Consider the following 15,900-nt stretch of genomic DNA (forward strand, 5'->3'; position numbering starts at 1 on the left):
GATGGAAGCCCTCACCGCCCACCTGAGCGAGCTTGGCCACGGCCTGGTCACGACTGTCGAACTGACAGTCGTGACCACCGTCGGCGCGATGCTGCTGGGCATCGTCGTGGCCACCCTGCGCATCGCCCCCGTCCCGCTGCTGCGCGCCATCGGCACCGCGTACGTGGAGGTGTTCCAGAACCTGCCGCTGCTGGCGTTACTGGTTCTCTTCGTGTTCGCGCTGCCGACCATCGGCATCACGTTCCCGCTGTTCACCTCCGCCGCGATCGTCATCGCGGTGTACGAGGGGGCGTACCTGGCCGAGGCGATCCGCGCCGGGATCAACACGGTTGGTGTGGGCCAGGCTGAGGCAGCCCGAGCCATCGGCCTCACCTTCGGTCAGTCCCTGCGGCACGTGATCCTGCCGCAGGGACTCCGGGCGGTGATCCAGCCGATCGGCAACATCTGCATCGCGCTGCTGATGAACACCTCGCTGGCCGCCGCCGTCGGCGTGGTCGAGCTGACCCAGGCGGCCAACACCGTCAACCTGGTCGAGGCTCAACCGATCGCCGTGTTCACCGGCGCGGGCCTCGCTTACATGCTGCTGGCGCTGATCATCGGTCAGGTCACCGGCCTGCTCGAACGAAGGCTGGCGATCGTCCGATGAACAAGACGCAACAGATCCTCTTCGACGAGCCCGGTCCGCGCGCCCAACGGCGGATCCGGATCGCCACAGTGCTGGGCGCCGTTCTCCTGGCCGGGGCCCTGGTCGCGGCCGTCTACCAGTTCGCCAGCCACGGCGAGCTGGCCGCCGCCCGGTGGGAGCCGTTCACCACCTGGCCCATCTGGCGGTACCTGCTCAACGGTCTCTGGGCGACGGTGCGCGCCGCCGCCGCGACAGCGGTGCTCAGCGCCGCGCTCGGACTGCTGCTGGCGCTCGGCCGGCTGTCGACGCACCGACCGCTGCGCTGGCTGGCCGGCGCGTACGTGGAGATCTTCCGGACCGTACCCACCCTGCTGCTGATCTACGTGACGCTGTTCGCGCTGCCGCAGTACGGGCTGAACTTCCCGCTGTTCTGGAAGCTCGTGGTGCCGCTGGTGGTCTCCAACTCGGCGGCGTTCGCGGAGATCTTCCGATCCGGCATCCTGGCGCTGGACCGTGGGCAGACCGAGGCCGGCCTCGCGGTCGGGCTGCGCCGGGGGCAGGTGATGGCGCTGGTGGTCCTCCCGCAGGCGTTGCTCCAACTCGCCCCGTCCCTGGTCAGCCAGCTGGTCGGGCTGCTCAAGGACACCTCGCTGGGCTTCGTGGTCAGCTACACCGAGCTGCTCTACAGCGGGCAGGTGCTCTCCTCGTACACCCACCTGCTGATCCAGACATTCCTGGTGGTGGCGCTGATCTACCTGGTGGTCAACGCCTCGCTGTCGAAGTTCGCCCGCGTCCTCCAGGCCCGCAACGGCCGCTTCGGCGGACGGCGCGGACGGCGCGGACGGCGCGGACGGCGGACCACCGAACTGCCCCCACCACTTCTCGAAGGGAACACCCCCCGGTGACCATCTTGCGTTACGCCGAACTGGGCCGGGTCGTGCGCAACGGCTTCGTCGAGAGCCGGCACTACGGCAGCGTCGTGGTGCTCGCCCCGGACGGGACTGTCGCCCTCGCCGCCGGCGTACCCGACGAGCCGGTGCTGCCCCGCTCCACCCTCAAGCCGGTGCAGGCACTGGCCTGCCGGATCGCGGCGGGCGACGAGCTGACCGGGCCGGCGCTGGCCCTTGCCGCCGGCAGTCACACCGGCGACGACAGGCACGTCGAGGTGGTTCGGGCGATGCTGGCCGGGGCCGGTCTGACCGAGGACGCGCTCGGCTGCCCGGTGGACTGGCCGGAGGACGAACCGACCCGGGACCGGTTGATCCGCGCCGGCGGACAGCGCGACCGGATCCGGATGAACTGCTCCGGCAAGCACGCCGCGATGCTGGTCGCCTGCGTCGCCCGGTCCTGGAGCACAGACGACTACCTCGACCCGGACCACCCGCTCCAGCGGGAAACCGCGGCCGCCGTCGCCCGGCTGGCCGGCTCGCCGATCGCGCACCACGCTGTCGACGGCTGTGGGGCACCGCTGTTCGGCCTGTCGCTGACCGGCCTGGCCCGCACCTTCCAGGCGTTGGTCACCGCGCCCGCCGGCAGCGACGAGGCGCTGGTCGCGCAGGCGATGCGCCAACACCCTGAGTACGTCGGTGGTTGGCACGGGCACCCGAACACCGATCTCATGCGGGCACTGCCCGGCGTCCTCGCCAAGGGTGGGGCCGAAGGCGTGCTCGCGGTGGCCGCGCCGGACGGTCACGCGGTGGCGGTGAAGGCTATCGATGGTTCACCCCGCGCCACCACCGCCATCGCCCTCGCCGCCCTCGACGCCGTGGGCGTACCGGTGGGTGGGGCCGACGCGCTGCGCCAGGTGCCGGTGCTCGGCGGCGGCGTACCCGTCGGTGCCGTCACGGCCGTCATCGACTGGACCACAGCACCGTCTCGGACCGAAGCGGCATCGCCTCGCACGGAAAAGGAAGAATCATGAACACATTCGAGATCTGCATCGACAGCGTCGAGGGAGCGGTCGCCGCCGAGGAGGCCGGCGCCGACCGGGTGGAGTTGTGCTCAGCGCTCTTCGACGGCGGGCTGACCCCCAGCCTGGGCACCATCGAGACGACGATGCGCGCGGTCAGCCGGATCCGGGTACACGTGATCGTCCGTCCCCGGGCCGGCGACTTCATCTACTCGCCGTTCGAGATAGAAGCCATGGAGCGGGACGTTCAGGCAGCGGTGGCAGCCGGCGCGCACGGCATCGTGATCGGCGCGTTGACCGCCGAGGGTGACGTCGACGTGCCGACCACCCGCCGGCTGATCGCCGCCGCGGGCGACGCCAGCATCACCTTCCACAGGGCGTTCGACATGACCCGTGACCCGCACGCGGCGCTGGAGCAGCTGATCGAGCTGGGCGTGCACCGGGTGCTCACCTCGGGTCAGGAGGTCAGCGTGCTGGAGGGTGCTCCGCTCATCGCCGACCTGGTGCGCCGCGCCGCCGGCCGGATCGTCATCATGCCGGGCGGTGGCATCACCCCGCGCAACATCGCCCGGATCGTCGAGGCGACCGGCGCCGACGAGTACCACTTCGCGGCCCTGGTCAGCTCGGACAGCCCGGCCGTGCACCGCAACCCCGCGCCGCTGATGGGTGGCAGCCTGAACCGGCCCGAGTACGAGCGTTCGGGCACCTCGGGCACCCTGGTCGGCCAGGTGCTCGCCGCCGCCCGCGCCTGACCGCCTGATCGCGCCCCCGGGCGTGATGATCGTGCTCGAACACGGAAGTAGTGGCCTCCCCACCGTGGGAGGCCACTACTTCATGGATCAAGCACGATCATGGGCTGCAAGCCAGCGACCCTCCCTGCCGGGGCGACCGCCGGCCGGCGGCGCTAGCTCGCCGTCAGGTCGTTGACGCAACGCAGCACCGGGCGGGCGACGAGGGCCGCCGGGTCCAGCAACCCGGCCGCCTGCACTGTGAACGTCGTCGACTCACCCGGCAGCAGGGTGACCAGGGCTGTGTCCACCTCAGCCGAGGCATCGAGGCGGTCCGCGAACAGCGTCAGGTCGCGCAGCACAGTGCGGGCCGTGACCCGGACCCGCTGCCCACAGTCGACAGGCTCGACAGTCGCGTCCCAGGCCGCCGCCGGCCAGTCCACCTCCCGGTCCTCGGCGAAGAACCACAGGGCGCGCTCCGCGGTGCCACCGGCCTCCGCGACCAGCACCTCGCGCCGGGCATCCTCCGGCCGCGCCAGGTCCGCCGGCAGCGCCACCACCACCGAGGAGTACGCCGGAACGTCGAGGTCGACCGAGGTCTTCGCCCTCGGCTCCCCGGTGAGCGTGAACCGGGTGACAGCGGCTGTCGCGGTCCACGCCTCGGCGGTCTCGTTGACCGCGACCACGGCCAGCCCGCCGTCGCGGGGCTGCACGGTGAGCAGCCGGTCGGCGTACGCGCGGCGCAGCGCGTACCACAGGGGTTTGCGGCGGCCGTCGCCGTCGACCGCCGACCAGGAGGTCACCGGCCAGCAGTCGTTGAGCTGCCAGACGATGGTGCCCGCGCAGACGTCCCGGTGGGAGCGGAAGTGCTCGACGCCGAGCTGGATCGCCCGAGCCTGGTTGAGCTGCGTCAGGTAGTGCCAGTCGTCGAAGTCCGCCGGGGCGGGCAGGTGCGCGTCGAGGCCCCGCTGGAGCTTGGCGTCACCGCCGGCCGCCTTCTGGTGGTGCGCCATGCCCGGCGAGTCGTGGGCCAGAGGTTCGTCGCTCAACGCGCGGCGCAGCGTGGCGTACGCCGGTGGGGCCTGGTAGCCGAACTCGGCGACGAAGCGCGGGACGTACTCCCGGTATCTGGTGTAGTCGTCGGTGTTCCACACGTCCCAGATGTGGGTGGTGCCGTGCGCCGGGTCGTTGGGGTGGATCGCGTCCGTTCCCGACCAGGGGCTGCCCGGCCAGTACGGGCGGGTCGGGTCCAGCTCGCCGACGATCCGGGGCAGCACGTCGAGGTAGTAGCCACGCCCCCAGGTGCGCCCGGCGAGGGCCTGCTGCCAGTCCCAGTCGTGCCAGCCCCAGATGTTCTCGTTGTTGCCGGTCCAGAGCACCAGCGACGGGTACGGCGCGAGCCGGGTCACCTGCTCGGCGGCCTCGGCGGCCACCTCGGTGCCGAACGGCTCCTCCTCCGGGTACGCCGCGCAGGCGAAGAGGAAGTCCTGCTGGACGAGGAGACCGCGCTCGTCGGCGAGGTCGTAGAAGTCGGCCGACTCGTACCGGCCGCCGCCCCAGACCCGCAGCAGGTTGACGTTGGCGTCGATCGCCTGGTCGAACCGCTCGGCCAGCCGGGTCCGGGTGATCCGGGTGGGGAACGTGTCGTCCGGGATCCAGTTGACCCCGCGGACGAAGACCGGGACGTCGTTGACCGACAACGCGAACGGGGTGCCGTGCGCGTCGGGTGTGGTGTTCAGCCGTACCGAGCGGAAGCCGATGCGGTGCGACCAGTCGTCCAGCGTGTCGCCGTTCGGCGCGTGCAGTGTCACAGCGATCGGGTGACGGGTCTGCTCGCCGTACCCCCGGGGCCACCACAGCGCTGGCTCGCGGACGGTGAGGGTCAGCACGGCGGTGCGCTGCCCGGCCGGGACCACCACCTCGGCGCGGACGCCGGCCACGGCGGCGCGGACTGTCAGCGGGACGTCAGCGACCCGCTCGACCTCGACGTGCACCTCGACCAGGCCGTCGCGTCCGTGCATGGTGACAAGTGGACGGACGGTGGCCAGTCGGGCTGTCGACCAGCCGTGCAGGCTGATCTCCTGCCAGATGCCGGCGGTGACCAGTGTCGGCCCCCAGTCCCAGCCGAAGTTGCAGGCCATCTTGCGGATGAAGTGGAACGGCTCCGGGTAGGCGTTCGGCCGGTCGCCGAGCCGCTGCTGCTGTGCCTCGGCGTAGCGGTACGCGGAGTCGAAGGTGACGACCAGGTCGTTGTCCCCGTCGCGCAGCAGCGGTCGGACGTCGAAGCGGTAGCCGCGGTGCATGTTCGCGGTGCGGCCGACCTCGACACCGTTGACTGTGAGCGTGGCGACCGTGTCCAGGCCGGCGCAGACCAGGTCGACGCGCTCGTCGTCGCCCGCCCGGTGGAGGAATGTGGTCTGGTAGACCCAGTCGGTGCGCCCGATCCAGGCCAGCGCCCGCTCGTTGTCGTCGAGGTACGGGTCGGGAATCAGCCCGGCGTCGAGCAGATCGGTGTGCACGCAGCCCGGCACTGTCGCCGGCACGGACCGCCCGGCGACCTGCTCGGGCACCTGCGCTCCGGGGGCCGCCCGCACCGTCCAACCGTCGTAGAGTGCCTGTCGGCTCACGATTTCACCGCACCTTCCCGCATCGAGAGATGCTGAACTGAACCGGATAAGCTGAGCCACCGTACGGTCCGGAAATCCGGGCTGTCAACGGCCAGAGAGCGAAGGAGCACACCGGTGAAGCGGCCGACAATCGCCGACGTCGCCCAACGCGCCGGGGTGTCCAAGGGCGCCGTGTCGTACGCGCTGAACGGGCAGCCCGGCGTCTCCGAGGCCACCCGGCAGCGCATCCTGGCGATCGCCACCGAGATCGGGTTCAGCCGCAGCAGCGCCGCCCGCGCCCTCTCGGCCGCCGCTGCCGGCGCGATCGGCCTGGCCCTGTGCCGACCGGCGCGGACCCTCGGCGTCGAGCCGTTCTTCATGGCGCTGATCAGTGGCGTCGAGGCCGAACTCTCCGCCCGCTCGTACGCGCTGACCCTCCAGGTGGTGGCCGACCCGGACGCCGAGATCGCTGTCTACCGGCGCTGGTGGGGCGAACGACGGGTGGACGGGGTGCTCGTCTGCGACCTGCGCACCGACGACAGGCGCATCCCCGCACTCGAACAGCTGCAACTGCCGGCGGTGGTGATCGGCGGCCCCGGCGGCACCGGTGAGCTGGCGAGTCTCTGGTCCGACGACGCCGCCGCGCTGACCGAGACGGTGGAGTACCTGGTCGCGCTCGGGCACCGGCGGATCGCCCGGGTCGCCGGCCTGCCCGACCTGCGGCACACCGAGATCCGCACCGAGGCCTTCGCGGCGGTCCGCGAGCGGCTCGGCCTGGTCGACGCTGTCACCGTCTGGTCCGACTACACCGGTGAGGAGGGCGGTCGGGCCACCCGCCGGTTGCTCAGTTCGGCCAGCCGGCCCACCGCCGTCATCTACGACAACGACGTGATGGCCATCGCCGGGCTCTCCGTCGCCCAGGAGATGGGTCTGACAGTGCCCGGTGATCTGTCCATCGTGGCCTGGGACGACTCGCCGCTGTGCCGCCTGGTGCACCCGCCGCTGACCGCGCTGGGCCGGGACATCCCGGCGTACGGGGCGCACGCCGCCCGGCAACTACTCGCCGTCGTCGCCGGGCAACCGGCCGGCCGGGTGCAGGACGAGACGCCCCACCTCACGCCGCGCGGCAGCACCGCACCACCCCGGGACAGATGAACCGGTTCAGCGAGACGCTGAGGGAAACTCCTCGAAGTACGCCTCGACCCGTTCGGCAGTCGCCGGCCGGGCCAGCGCGAACCCCTGCCCGTACCGGCAACCACCCCGGCGCGCCCCCTCGACCTGGGTCGACGACTCCAACTCCTCGGCGACGATCTCGACGCCCAACCGCTCGCCCACGTTGACCACCACGTCGATCAGCGGCGGTTGCCCGTCCGGCCGCGCGCCCACCAACTCCGGACCCACCTTGAGCAGGTCGATCGGCAGGCGGCGAAGCTGCGCCAGCGAGGCGTGCTCGGCCCGGAAGTCGTCCAACGCGGTGCGTACACCCAACGACCGCAGCCCGGCCAGTCGGGCCACCACTGTCGACAGGTCACCGGCGACCCTCGGCTCACTCACCTCCACCACCAGCCGCTCCGGCGGCACCCCGTACGCGGCCAGCACGGCCGCGAGCCGCTGGACGAAGTCGGGAGTGGTCAGCTCCCGGGTGGTGACGTTGACAGCCATCCACAGCTCCCGAACACCCACCGACCAGTCGGACAACTGCCGGCAGGCCCGGTCCAGCACCCACCACTCCAACTCGCCCACCAGGTCCAGGTCCTCGGCGACCGGCAGCAACTCGGCCGGAAGCACAGTGCCGAGCACCGGGCTGCGCCACCGCAACAGCGCCTCCGCACCCACCGGCTGCCCATCGGCCAGGTCGACCACCGGCTGGTAGACGAGGTCCAACTCGCCACGCGCCACCGCACCGGGCAGCTCCCGTTCCAGGTCGAGCCGGCGCACCAGTTGTTCCTCAAGGAACGCGTCGTACCACTCCACCCGGTCCCGGCCCAGTTGCACGGCCCGACGTCGGGCCAGCTCGGCCTGCCGGAGCACGTCCGCCGGCCCGGCGCCACTCACCTCGGCCAACCCGATGCTCGTCTGCACCCGCAGCATCGCACCGGCCAGCCGGTAGGGCGGGCTGAGCGCGCTCAACAGTCGGGTGCCCAGCGCGTACGCCAGCACCGGGCCGGCGGCGGTGACCACAGCGAAGCCGGTACCCGTGCAGCCGGTGAGCAGATCGTCGGGGGCGATGACAGCGCGGGCCCGGTGCACCGCCTCGGCCAGCACGTCCTCCCGGGCCGTCGGGCCGAAGCCCTCGGTGCCGTGCAGGTCCACCAGCAGCAGCGCACCGGCCGGCGCCGGAACGTCGCCGATCGCGGCCAGGGCGTCCAGCAGGGCGGCCCGGTCGCCGGGGCTCGCCGACGCGGGTCGCCGGTTGAGCCCCGACCACGCGGAACCGTGGTCAGGCGACCAGGTCGACCCGGCGCCCGTCGCGGTCGCCGCGCCCTCCGGGACGCCGAGGGCCCCCTCGGGCCGCGGCTCCGGGGTGCCCGGCCAGCGTCCCGGTGCCGCCCGGCGGTGCTGCAGCGCCCGACCGGTCGGTCGCCGATGGGCGGCCCGACGACCGGACGTGGCCGCGTCATTCGCCCGCAGCAGCTCGCGCAGCACCAGGGGCGGCACCGCCGCCAGGGCCAACAGCACGCTCGTCCGATCCGGTGCGCGGCCGGCGCCCAGGTGCAGACCCGACGCCAGCAGCAGCACCGCCGCCGGGAGCACCGCCCTGGGCCAGGCCGCGGCGACCCGCTCCACCGGCTCCGTGTCGTCCGCCGCATCCGCCGCGCCGACCGCGACGAGCAACATCCCGAACACCAACGGGGGTACGGCCAGCAGCGCCGCCCGGCCGGCCGGCGCGGACGGCAACGTGGCCAGCAGCACCAGCCCGCCCACTGTGAGCAGGACGCCGCCTCGGCAGACCGACGCACCCGAGCGCCGTCGTGGCCCCGCGAACGCGTTCAACGAGGCCATGCCCAACCCGCCGAGCGTCAACGCGGCGACCAGCCGAACCGGGACCGGTAGGCCGTCGGTGGGCAGCAGCAACCAGCCGGCGAGGGCCAGACCGACGGCCGGGCCGGTCGACTCGACCAGCCACCGCAACCGGACCGAGGCCGCCGGCCGCGATCGGCCGGGCAGCCGGTTCAGACCGGCGGTCGAGAGGGCCGCCACGACCAGCGACCCGATCAGCACGGCGATGGTGTGCCCGATGCCGGCCAGGGGCAACACGACGGCGGTGAGACCCGCCGCCACCACCGCCGCGTCGAGCAGCACGCCCGCGGCACGCGGTGTGGGATCGGTGCCGCGTCGGTAGGCCAGCCGGGACAGTCGCAGCCCGGCGAGCGTGGCACCGGCACCGGCGGCCAGCGCTGCCACCACGGCTGGCGGGACCAGGTCGACGACACCGGCGAGGAGGAGCAGCGCCACCGCCACGGACGTGGCGGCCTCCGGTGCCGCCCGACGGGGGACGAGAACGCGGAACGGGTACGCGAGGAGCACGGCGGTCGCCTTCGTGAGGGGGCACGGGGGCGGTGCGGCGGTGCGGGACATCGGACGTTGCGAGTCCGCTACCCACGATTGGCAACGATGGACGGCCGAATTGGTTACTTGCCGGTCACTCAGGGGAGACAACGACCTGTGTCACTGTACGGCGTACCGCAGGCTGCCGGCACCGCCCGCCGCGAGCCGAAACAACACGAAGTGGGATCATCGGAGGGTGAGTAAGCCCGACACGGTCCGCTTCCGGTACAACCAAGCCATCCTGGTGGCCGCGATCATCGCCTTCGTCGGCGCCCTGCCGCTGGCAAACGCCCGGAACTACCTGCTGCCGGTGCTGCTCGTCCCGCTCGCCGTCGCGGTGTGGGCCTGGCGGGCCGGCACCGACGCCGACGCGCGGGAGCTACGCATCCGGGCGCTGGTCGGGCAGCGTCGGATCGGCTGGGACCAGGTCGTCGAGCTGACCACCGACCAGCGCGGGCGCGCAGTGGCCCGGCTCGACGACGGCCACCAGGTCACCCTGCCGGCGGTCCGTGGGGCGGATCTGCCCCGACTGGTCGCGGCGACCGGCCAGCAGCTGCCCGACGCTGCGGCGGAGACCCCCGGTCAGTAGCCGTCGACCACCGTGTTGATCAGAGGTTGCCCGGCGGCGAACCGACGGACCTGGTCGCCGACCAGCCGGTAGGCCCGTGGCAACAACCCGCGCACCGACCCGGCCACGTGTGGGGTGAGCAGCACGTTCGGCATGACCCACAGCGGCGAGTCCGCGGGCAGCGGCTCCGGGTCGGTGACGTCCAACGCCGCCATGATCCGACCGGTGCCCAGCTCGGCGACGAGCGCCTCGGTGTCCGCCACCGGGCCCCGGGCGGCGTTGACCAGCAGCGCCCCGTCCGGCATCGCGGCCAGGAACGCCTTGTCGATCAGGCCACGGGTCTGGTCGGTGAGCGGCACCAGCACCACCACCACGTCCGCGTCGGGCAGCAGCCGGGGCAGCTCCTCGACGGCGTGCACCCCCTGCTCCGGGCGGGCCGTCCTGGCGACCAGTGTGAAGCTCACGTCGAACGGGGCGAGCCGGTCGCGTACCGCGGTGCCGATCGAGCCGGCGCCGATGATGAGCACCCGCTTACCGGTCAGCTCGTCGGTCGGTGCGTTCCCCGCGTACGCCCAGCGCCGCTCGGCCTGCGCGCGGACGAACGCCGGAAACGCCCGCAGCTGGGTGAGGATCGCGGTGACCACCCACTCGGCGGTGGACGGGTCGTGCACACCCCGGGCATCGCAGAGCGTGACAGCCGGCGGTGTCCGGCCGGCCCAGGCGTCCGCCCCGGCGGAGAGCAACTGCACCACCGCCAAATCGGGCAGCTCCCGCAGCACCGCCGTCGCGTCCGAGCCGCCCAGGAACGGCGGCACCCAGAAGCGGACGTCGGCCGCCTCGGACGGCATCCGGTCGGTGTGCTCGAAGACCTCCACCGTCACGTCCGCGGGCAGCTCGCCCAGGAGGTTCACGCCGGCCGGGTGCGGAATCCATACCTTCACGTCCGCTGACGATAGTCCCCGCCGCCGCGGCCGGTGAGGGCACGGCGGGGAACCGGCGTACCGAGCGCTGGCGCGCAGGGCCGCGGCGGGCGAGACTCAGCACACCGAGGTTCGACCCGGGCCCTGGCGAGGTATAAGGAAGGGTCGGAGGGCCGTCCGCCTCCGCCCGGCAGACAGGTGCACGATGACCGACGGCTCCCCCGCCTCCCCCCGGCGTCCGATCGCGCCACCGATGGCGCTCGGCGACCCAGCGCGGTTGCGCGCGCTCGCCGACACCGGGCTGGACGCCGCCCCGGACGAAGCGTTCGACAGGTTCGCCCGGCTGGTCAGTGACCTGCTGGACGTGCCTGTCGCGCTGGTCTCGTTGGTCTCCGCCGACCGGCAGTTCTTCCCAGGCGCGGTCGGGTTGCCGGAGCCCTGGTCGCAGCGCCGGCAGACCCCGCTGAGCCACTCGTTCTGTCAGCACGTGGTGGACATCCAGGTGCCGATGGTGCTGCCGGACGCCCGGCTCTACCCCCGCGTCCGGGACAACCTGGCGATCGACGACCTCGGCGTGGTCGCGTACGCCGGGATGCCGCTGACCGACCTCTCCGGCCGGGTGCTCGGCTCGCTCTGCGCCATGGACAGCAAACCTCGCGCCTGGACTGCCGCGCAGCTGCGGACCCTCGCCGACCTGGCCGCCGCCTGCTCGTCGGAGCTGCGACTGCGGATCGCGCTCGACGGCGCGCAGGAGGCCCGGCGGCGGGTCGTGCAGGCGCACGAGCGGCTGGAACTGCTGGCCGGGGTCAGCGAGACCCTCGCTGGCACGCTGGACGTGGGCACCGCGCTGCGCCGGCTCGCCGCCACCATGGTGCCGCTGCTCGCCGACTGGTGCCTGCTCACCCTGATCGGGCCGACCGGCCTGCCCCGCGAGGTGGTCTCGGTGCACCGGGACCCGGCCCGCGCAGCGGACGTCGACCGCTTCGGCGAGCTGCTGCGCACCGGCCTGAGCCCCGAGTCGATCATCCGGGCGGTGCTCCGGACCGGTCAGCCCCGGCTCGGCAGCGTGGCGTCCCTGGCCGACGTGACGCGGGGCACCACCCACCCGGAGATGGCGCTCATCGCCAGCCGGCTGGGCATCGCCTCCCACCTGACGGTGCCGGTGCGCGGCGTCGGCGGCACGGTGCTGGGGGCGATCACCCTCGTCAACGGCGGCCAACGTCAGCAGTTCGACGACCGGGACCTGCTCACCGCCGTCGACATCGGCCGCCGGGCCGGTCAGGCCGTCGGCAACAGCTCGATGTACGGCGAGCAGCGGCACGTCGCCGAGGTCCTGCAACACAGCATGCTGCCCCGACTGCCGGTGGTGGCGGAGCTGGAGCTGGCGGCCCGCTACCAGCCGGCGGCCGACCGGGTCGAGGTGGGCGGCGACTGGTACGACGCCTTCGTGCAGCCCGACGGCGACGTGATCGCGGCGATCGGGGACGTGGCCGGGCACGACATCGAGGCGGCGGCGACCATGGGTCAACTGCGCAACCTGGTGCGGGGCAACGCCTTCGGTCGGCCGGACGCGGTCGGGTCCCTGATGAGCGACCTGGATGGCGCCATCCGTGGCCTGCGGCTGCCGATCGCCGCCACCGCGACGCTGGTGCGGATCTGCCCGCAGCGCGCCGGTGTGCACGAGGTGACCTGGTCCAACGCCGGGCACCCGCCGGCCCTGGTGGTCCGGGTCGGCGGGGCGGTGGAGGTCCTGGAGGCGACGCCGGAGCCGCTGCTCGGCCTGGCCCGCCCGTCGCCCCGGAGCAGCAGGTCGACAAGCCTGGCCACCGGCGACACCCTGCTGCTCTACACCGACGGACTTGTCGAACGGCGGGACCGCTCCATCGACGAGGGGTTGGCCGAGCTGGCGGGCCGGCTGGCCGGCACCGACACGCTGCCCCTCGACGAGCTGTGCGATCTGCTGCTCGCCTCGATCCGGCACCGTGAGGACGACACCGCTCTGCTGGCCGTACGGGCTCGCTGAGTGGTCCACGGCCGACCACTGGGCGGGTCCAACGGCACCCGGTGCGTCTCGACGGGCCCGGCCGGGTCGCGCGGCGGGCTACCCTGGGCCGGGTGAGCGCCCGTCCCCCGTACCCTCGCATCCGCCGCCTCCGGGTGGCCCTCGCGGCGTCCTGCACGGCGCTGCTGTTCACCGCCGGTTGCAGCTTCGGCGAGCCGGAGCCCGACCCGGCCGGCGAACCGCCCAACCTACCGACCCCGTCCGCGTCGGCGAGCCCCGGCGGCGCCGGCCAGCAGGCGGTGGCGACAGTGCTCGCCAAGGGTCTGCGGGTGCCGTGGGCGATCGCTTTCCTGCCGGACGGCGGTGCGTTGGTCACCGAACGGGACAACGGCCGGATCCTCCAGGTCGGCCCCGAGTCCGGGCCGGACGGGCTGCGTGTCCGCCCGGTGCAGACCGTCCCCGACGTGGCGGCGGCGGGCGAGGGTGGCCTGCTCGGCATCGCCGTCTCCCCCGACTACGCCCGAGACCGGACGGTGTTCGTCTACTACACCACCGAGCGGGACAACCGGGTCGCCCGGCTGCAACTCGGCGGGCAGCCCACCCCGATCCTCACCGGCATCCCCAAAGCCAATGTGCACAACGGCGGCGGGCTGGGCTTCGGCCCGGACAAGCAGCTCTACGTCAGCACCGGAGACGCCGGTCAGCGCCCCCTCTCCCAGGACGTGAAGAGCCTCGGCGGCAAGATCCTCCGGATCACCCCGGACGGCAAGCCCGCCGCCGGCAACCCGTACCCCAACTCCCCGGTCTGGTCCCTGGGGCACCGCAACGTGCAGGGTTTCGCCTGGGACGCCGCGAAGCGGATGTACGCCGTCGAGTTCGGCCAGAACACCTGGGACGAGATCAACCAGATCACCAAGGGCGGCAACTACGGCTGGCCGGAGGTCGAGGGCCAGGCCGGCGACAAGCGGTTCACCGATCCGATCGCACAGTGGGCGACGTCGGACGCGTCCTGCTCGGGTCTGGCCGCCACGGACCGGCTGCTGGTCACCGGCTGCCTGCGCGGCAAGCGCCTCTGGGTGATGGAGCTGACCGACACCGGCACCCTGCTCGGTCAGCCCAGTGAGCTGCTCACCAACCGCTACGGTCGACTGCGTGCGGTGGCCGCGGCACCGGACGGGTCGCTCTGGGTGAGCACCTCCAACCACGACGGCCGGGGCGACCCGGCGGGCGACGACGACCGGCTCCTGCGGGTGGTCTTCGCGGGCGGTGACGGCGGACGCAGCTGATTGCGTCACCATCCGTTCAGGTTTGCCAAGATCTTCCGACGGGCAGGTCAGACTTTCAGCATGGACGGGCAACGCGACGAGCGGCACGACGACGCCGATGACCGGGACGACCCGGTGACCGGCGGCGATCTGCCGCGCCGGACGGGTTGGTGGGTCGGCGCCGCCGGCCCGCTGCGCCGCCTCGGGCTGATCGTCGCCGTCCTCGCCGTGGCCCTGGCCGGGGCGGTGCTCGGGGTGTTGGCCGGCGGCCAGGTGAGCACCGACATCGGCCCGTTCCGGGCCAACCTCAGCATCTCCCCCGCCCGGGACGGCGGCACCACCGTCGACATCCCGCCGCTCGGCGCGCTGCTGCTCGACAGCCACAACGGGCCGACCCATCTCACCGTCCGGCTGGGCGCCCTCGACCAGGGGCGCACCGAGGCGTTGATCGACGACCCGGCCAGCATCAGCCGGGCCAGTCAGAGCGCCGTGGAGGACGTCCGCTCCGGGGTGATGCGCCTCGGCCTGCGTACCCTCGGCGCGTCGGTGCTCGTCACGTTGATCCTGGCCGGGCTGATCTTCCGCGACGTCCGGCGGACCGCCTGGGCCGGAGGGTTGGCGCTGCTGGTCACCGCCGGCAGCCTCGGCACGGCGGCGGCGACCCTTCGCCCACAGGCCATCGAGGAACCCCGCTACGAGGGGTTGCTGGTCAACGCGCCGGCCATCGTCGGTGACGCCCGACGGATCGCCAACGACTACACCAAGTACGCCGAACAGTTGCAGCGCCTGGTCGGCAACGTCAGCCAGCTCTACACCACAGTGTCGGCGCTTCCGCTGTTGGAGCCGACCCCGGGCACCACCCGGGTGCTGCACGTCTCCGACATGCACCTCAACCCGACCGGCTGGCAACTGATCCGGACGGTGGTGGAGCAGTTCGGCATCGACGTGGTGATCGACACCGGGGACATCACCGACTGGGGCAGCGAACCGGAAGCCTCCTTCGTGGCCTCGATCGGCCTGCTGAAGAAGCCGTACGTCTTCATCCGGGGCAACCACGACTCCGGCAAGACCGCCGCCGCGGTGGCCCGCCAGCCGAACGCGATCGTCTTGAACAACACGACCACCACTGTCGCCGGGCTGACCATCGCCGGCATCGGCGACCCGCGCTTCACCCCGGACAAGAACACCTCCCCGGCCGGCAGCGGGTTGACCCAGCAGGTGGCCGACCAGGTGATCGCGGCCGGCAACCAGCTCGCCGCGACGGTCCGCAGCTCACCGCGACCGGTAGACATCGCGCTCGTGCACGACCCGGCGTCGGCCGGGCCGCTCGCCGGCACCTGCCCGCTGGTGCTGGCCGGGCACACCCACTCCCGGCAGGTCTCCGAGCTGCCACAGGCGCCCGGGCAGCAGCGCACCACGCTGATGGTGGAGGGCTCCACCGGCGGCGCCGGGCTGCGCGGACTGGAGGGCGAGAAGCCCACCCCGCTGTCGATGAGCGTGCTCTACTTCGACCAGCAGAAGCTGCTCCAGGCGTACGACACCATCACCGTCGGCGGCACCGGGCAGGCCCAGGTCAACCTGGAACGTCGCCTGGTGGAGAACCCGAGCGCCGGCGTCCCCGCCACACCCACACCGACGCCGAGCGGCGGTGTCCCCGCCACACCCACGCCGACGCCGACCGGCTGAGCCGACGTCGACGCCCGCCAGCCGACCGGCGGGCGGTCGACG

12 protein-coding genes are annotated in these 15,900 nt (G+C 72.8%); 9 read left to right on the forward strand and 3 right to left on the reverse strand.

What is annotated here, in order from left to right:
- Position 1 precedes the first annotated feature (1 nt).
- The 4 genes from AB0B94_RS08310 to AB0B94_RS08325 are packed head-to-tail and all read left to right on the forward strand — an operon-like array spanning position 2 to position 3,286.
- Positions 2-646, forward strand: a complete 645-nt coding sequence (locus AB0B94_RS08310) for an amino acid ABC transporter permease (RefSeq protein WP_112582064.1) — start codon at positions 2-4, stop codon at positions 644-646.
- Positions 643-1,530, forward strand: a complete 888-nt coding sequence (locus AB0B94_RS08315; RefSeq protein ID WP_357270120.1) for an amino acid ABC transporter permease — start codon at positions 643-645, stop codon at positions 1,528-1,530. Before AB0B94_RS08310 ends, AB0B94_RS08315 begins: the two co-directional genes overlap by 4 nt.
- Complete coding sequence (locus AB0B94_RS08320; protein ID WP_357270123.1) at positions 1,527-2,546, forward strand: asparaginase; 1,020 nt, start codon at positions 1,527-1,529, stop codon at positions 2,544-2,546. Before AB0B94_RS08315 ends, AB0B94_RS08320 begins: the two co-directional genes overlap by 4 nt.
- The gene (locus AB0B94_RS08325; RefSeq protein ID WP_357270126.1) at positions 2,543-3,286 is read left to right on the forward strand and encodes a copper homeostasis protein CutC; all 744 of its coding nucleotides are present in this window, start codon (positions 2,543-2,545) and stop codon (positions 3,284-3,286) included. The genes AB0B94_RS08320 and AB0B94_RS08325 overlap by 4 nt, the downstream gene beginning before the upstream one ends.
- 152 nt (positions 3,287-3,438) lie before the next feature.
- Here AB0B94_RS08325 and AB0B94_RS08330 read toward each other — a convergent pair whose 3' ends face one another.
- The gene (locus tag AB0B94_RS08330; protein WP_357270129.1) at positions 3,439-5,889 is read right to left on the reverse strand and encodes a glycoside hydrolase family 2 protein; all 2,451 of its coding nucleotides are present in this window, start codon (positions 5,887-5,889) and stop codon (positions 3,439-3,441) included.
- Between the two features lie 114 nt (positions 5,890-6,003).
- Here AB0B94_RS08330 and AB0B94_RS08335 point away from each other — a divergent pair, with 114 nt between their 5' ends.
- Positions 6,004-7,023: a LacI family DNA-binding transcriptional regulator gene (locus tag AB0B94_RS08335; protein ID WP_357270132.1), complete on the forward strand. Its 1,020-nt coding sequence runs from the start codon at positions 6,004-6,006 to the stop codon at positions 7,021-7,023.
- 6 nt (positions 7,024-7,029) lie between these two features.
- Here AB0B94_RS08335 and AB0B94_RS08340 read toward each other — a convergent pair whose 3' ends face one another.
- On the reverse strand, positions 7,030-9,396 hold the full coding sequence (locus AB0B94_RS08340) for a GGDEF domain-containing phosphodiesterase (RefSeq protein ID WP_357270136.1): 2,367 nt from the start codon (positions 9,394-9,396) through the stop codon (positions 7,030-7,032).
- A 217-nt stretch (positions 9,397-9,613) separates the two neighbouring features.
- On the opposite strand from AB0B94_RS08340, the gene AB0B94_RS08345 reads away from it, so the two are divergent.
- Positions 9,614-10,006 (forward strand): PH domain-containing protein, encoded by a 393-nt coding sequence (locus tag AB0B94_RS08345; protein WP_357270139.1) that lies wholly within the window; start codon positions 9,614-9,616, stop codon positions 10,004-10,006.
- On the opposite strand, the gene AB0B94_RS08350 is transcribed toward AB0B94_RS08345, so the two are convergent.
- A complete protein-coding gene (locus tag AB0B94_RS08350) occupies positions 10,000-10,926 on the reverse strand; it encodes a 2-hydroxyacid dehydrogenase (RefSeq protein WP_357270142.1) in 927 nt (308 codons plus the stop codon). The genes AB0B94_RS08345 and AB0B94_RS08350 overlap by 7 nt on opposite strands.
- Positions 10,927-11,110: 184 nt before the next feature.
- Here AB0B94_RS08350 and AB0B94_RS08355 point away from each other — a divergent pair, with 184 nt between their 5' ends.
- From AB0B94_RS08355 to AB0B94_RS08365, 3 genes are all read left to right on the forward strand, one after another.
- A complete protein-coding gene (locus AB0B94_RS08355; protein ID WP_357270145.1) occupies positions 11,111-12,928 on the forward strand; it encodes a SpoIIE family protein phosphatase in 1,818 nt (605 codons plus the stop codon).
- Positions 12,929-13,020: 92 nt separating this feature from the next.
- Positions 13,021-14,193 carry a PQQ-dependent sugar dehydrogenase gene (locus AB0B94_RS08360; protein WP_357270148.1) on the forward strand — a complete coding sequence of 391 codons (1,173 nt, stop codon included), beginning with the start codon at positions 13,021-13,023 and terminating at the stop codon, positions 14,191-14,193.
- 60 nt (positions 14,194-14,253) lie between these two features.
- Positions 14,254-15,858 (forward strand): metallophosphoesterase, encoded by a 1,605-nt coding sequence (locus tag AB0B94_RS08365; protein WP_357270151.1) that lies wholly within the window; start codon positions 14,254-14,256, stop codon positions 15,856-15,858.
- Positions 15,859-15,900: the final 42 nt, after the last annotated feature.

Origin of the sequence: Micromonospora sp. NPDC048986 (assembly GCF_040649335.1) — a bacterium.
In the GTDB taxonomy this organism is placed as follows: domain Bacteria; phylum Actinomycetota; class Actinomycetes; order Mycobacteriales; family Micromonosporaceae; genus Micromonospora; species Micromonospora alfalfae.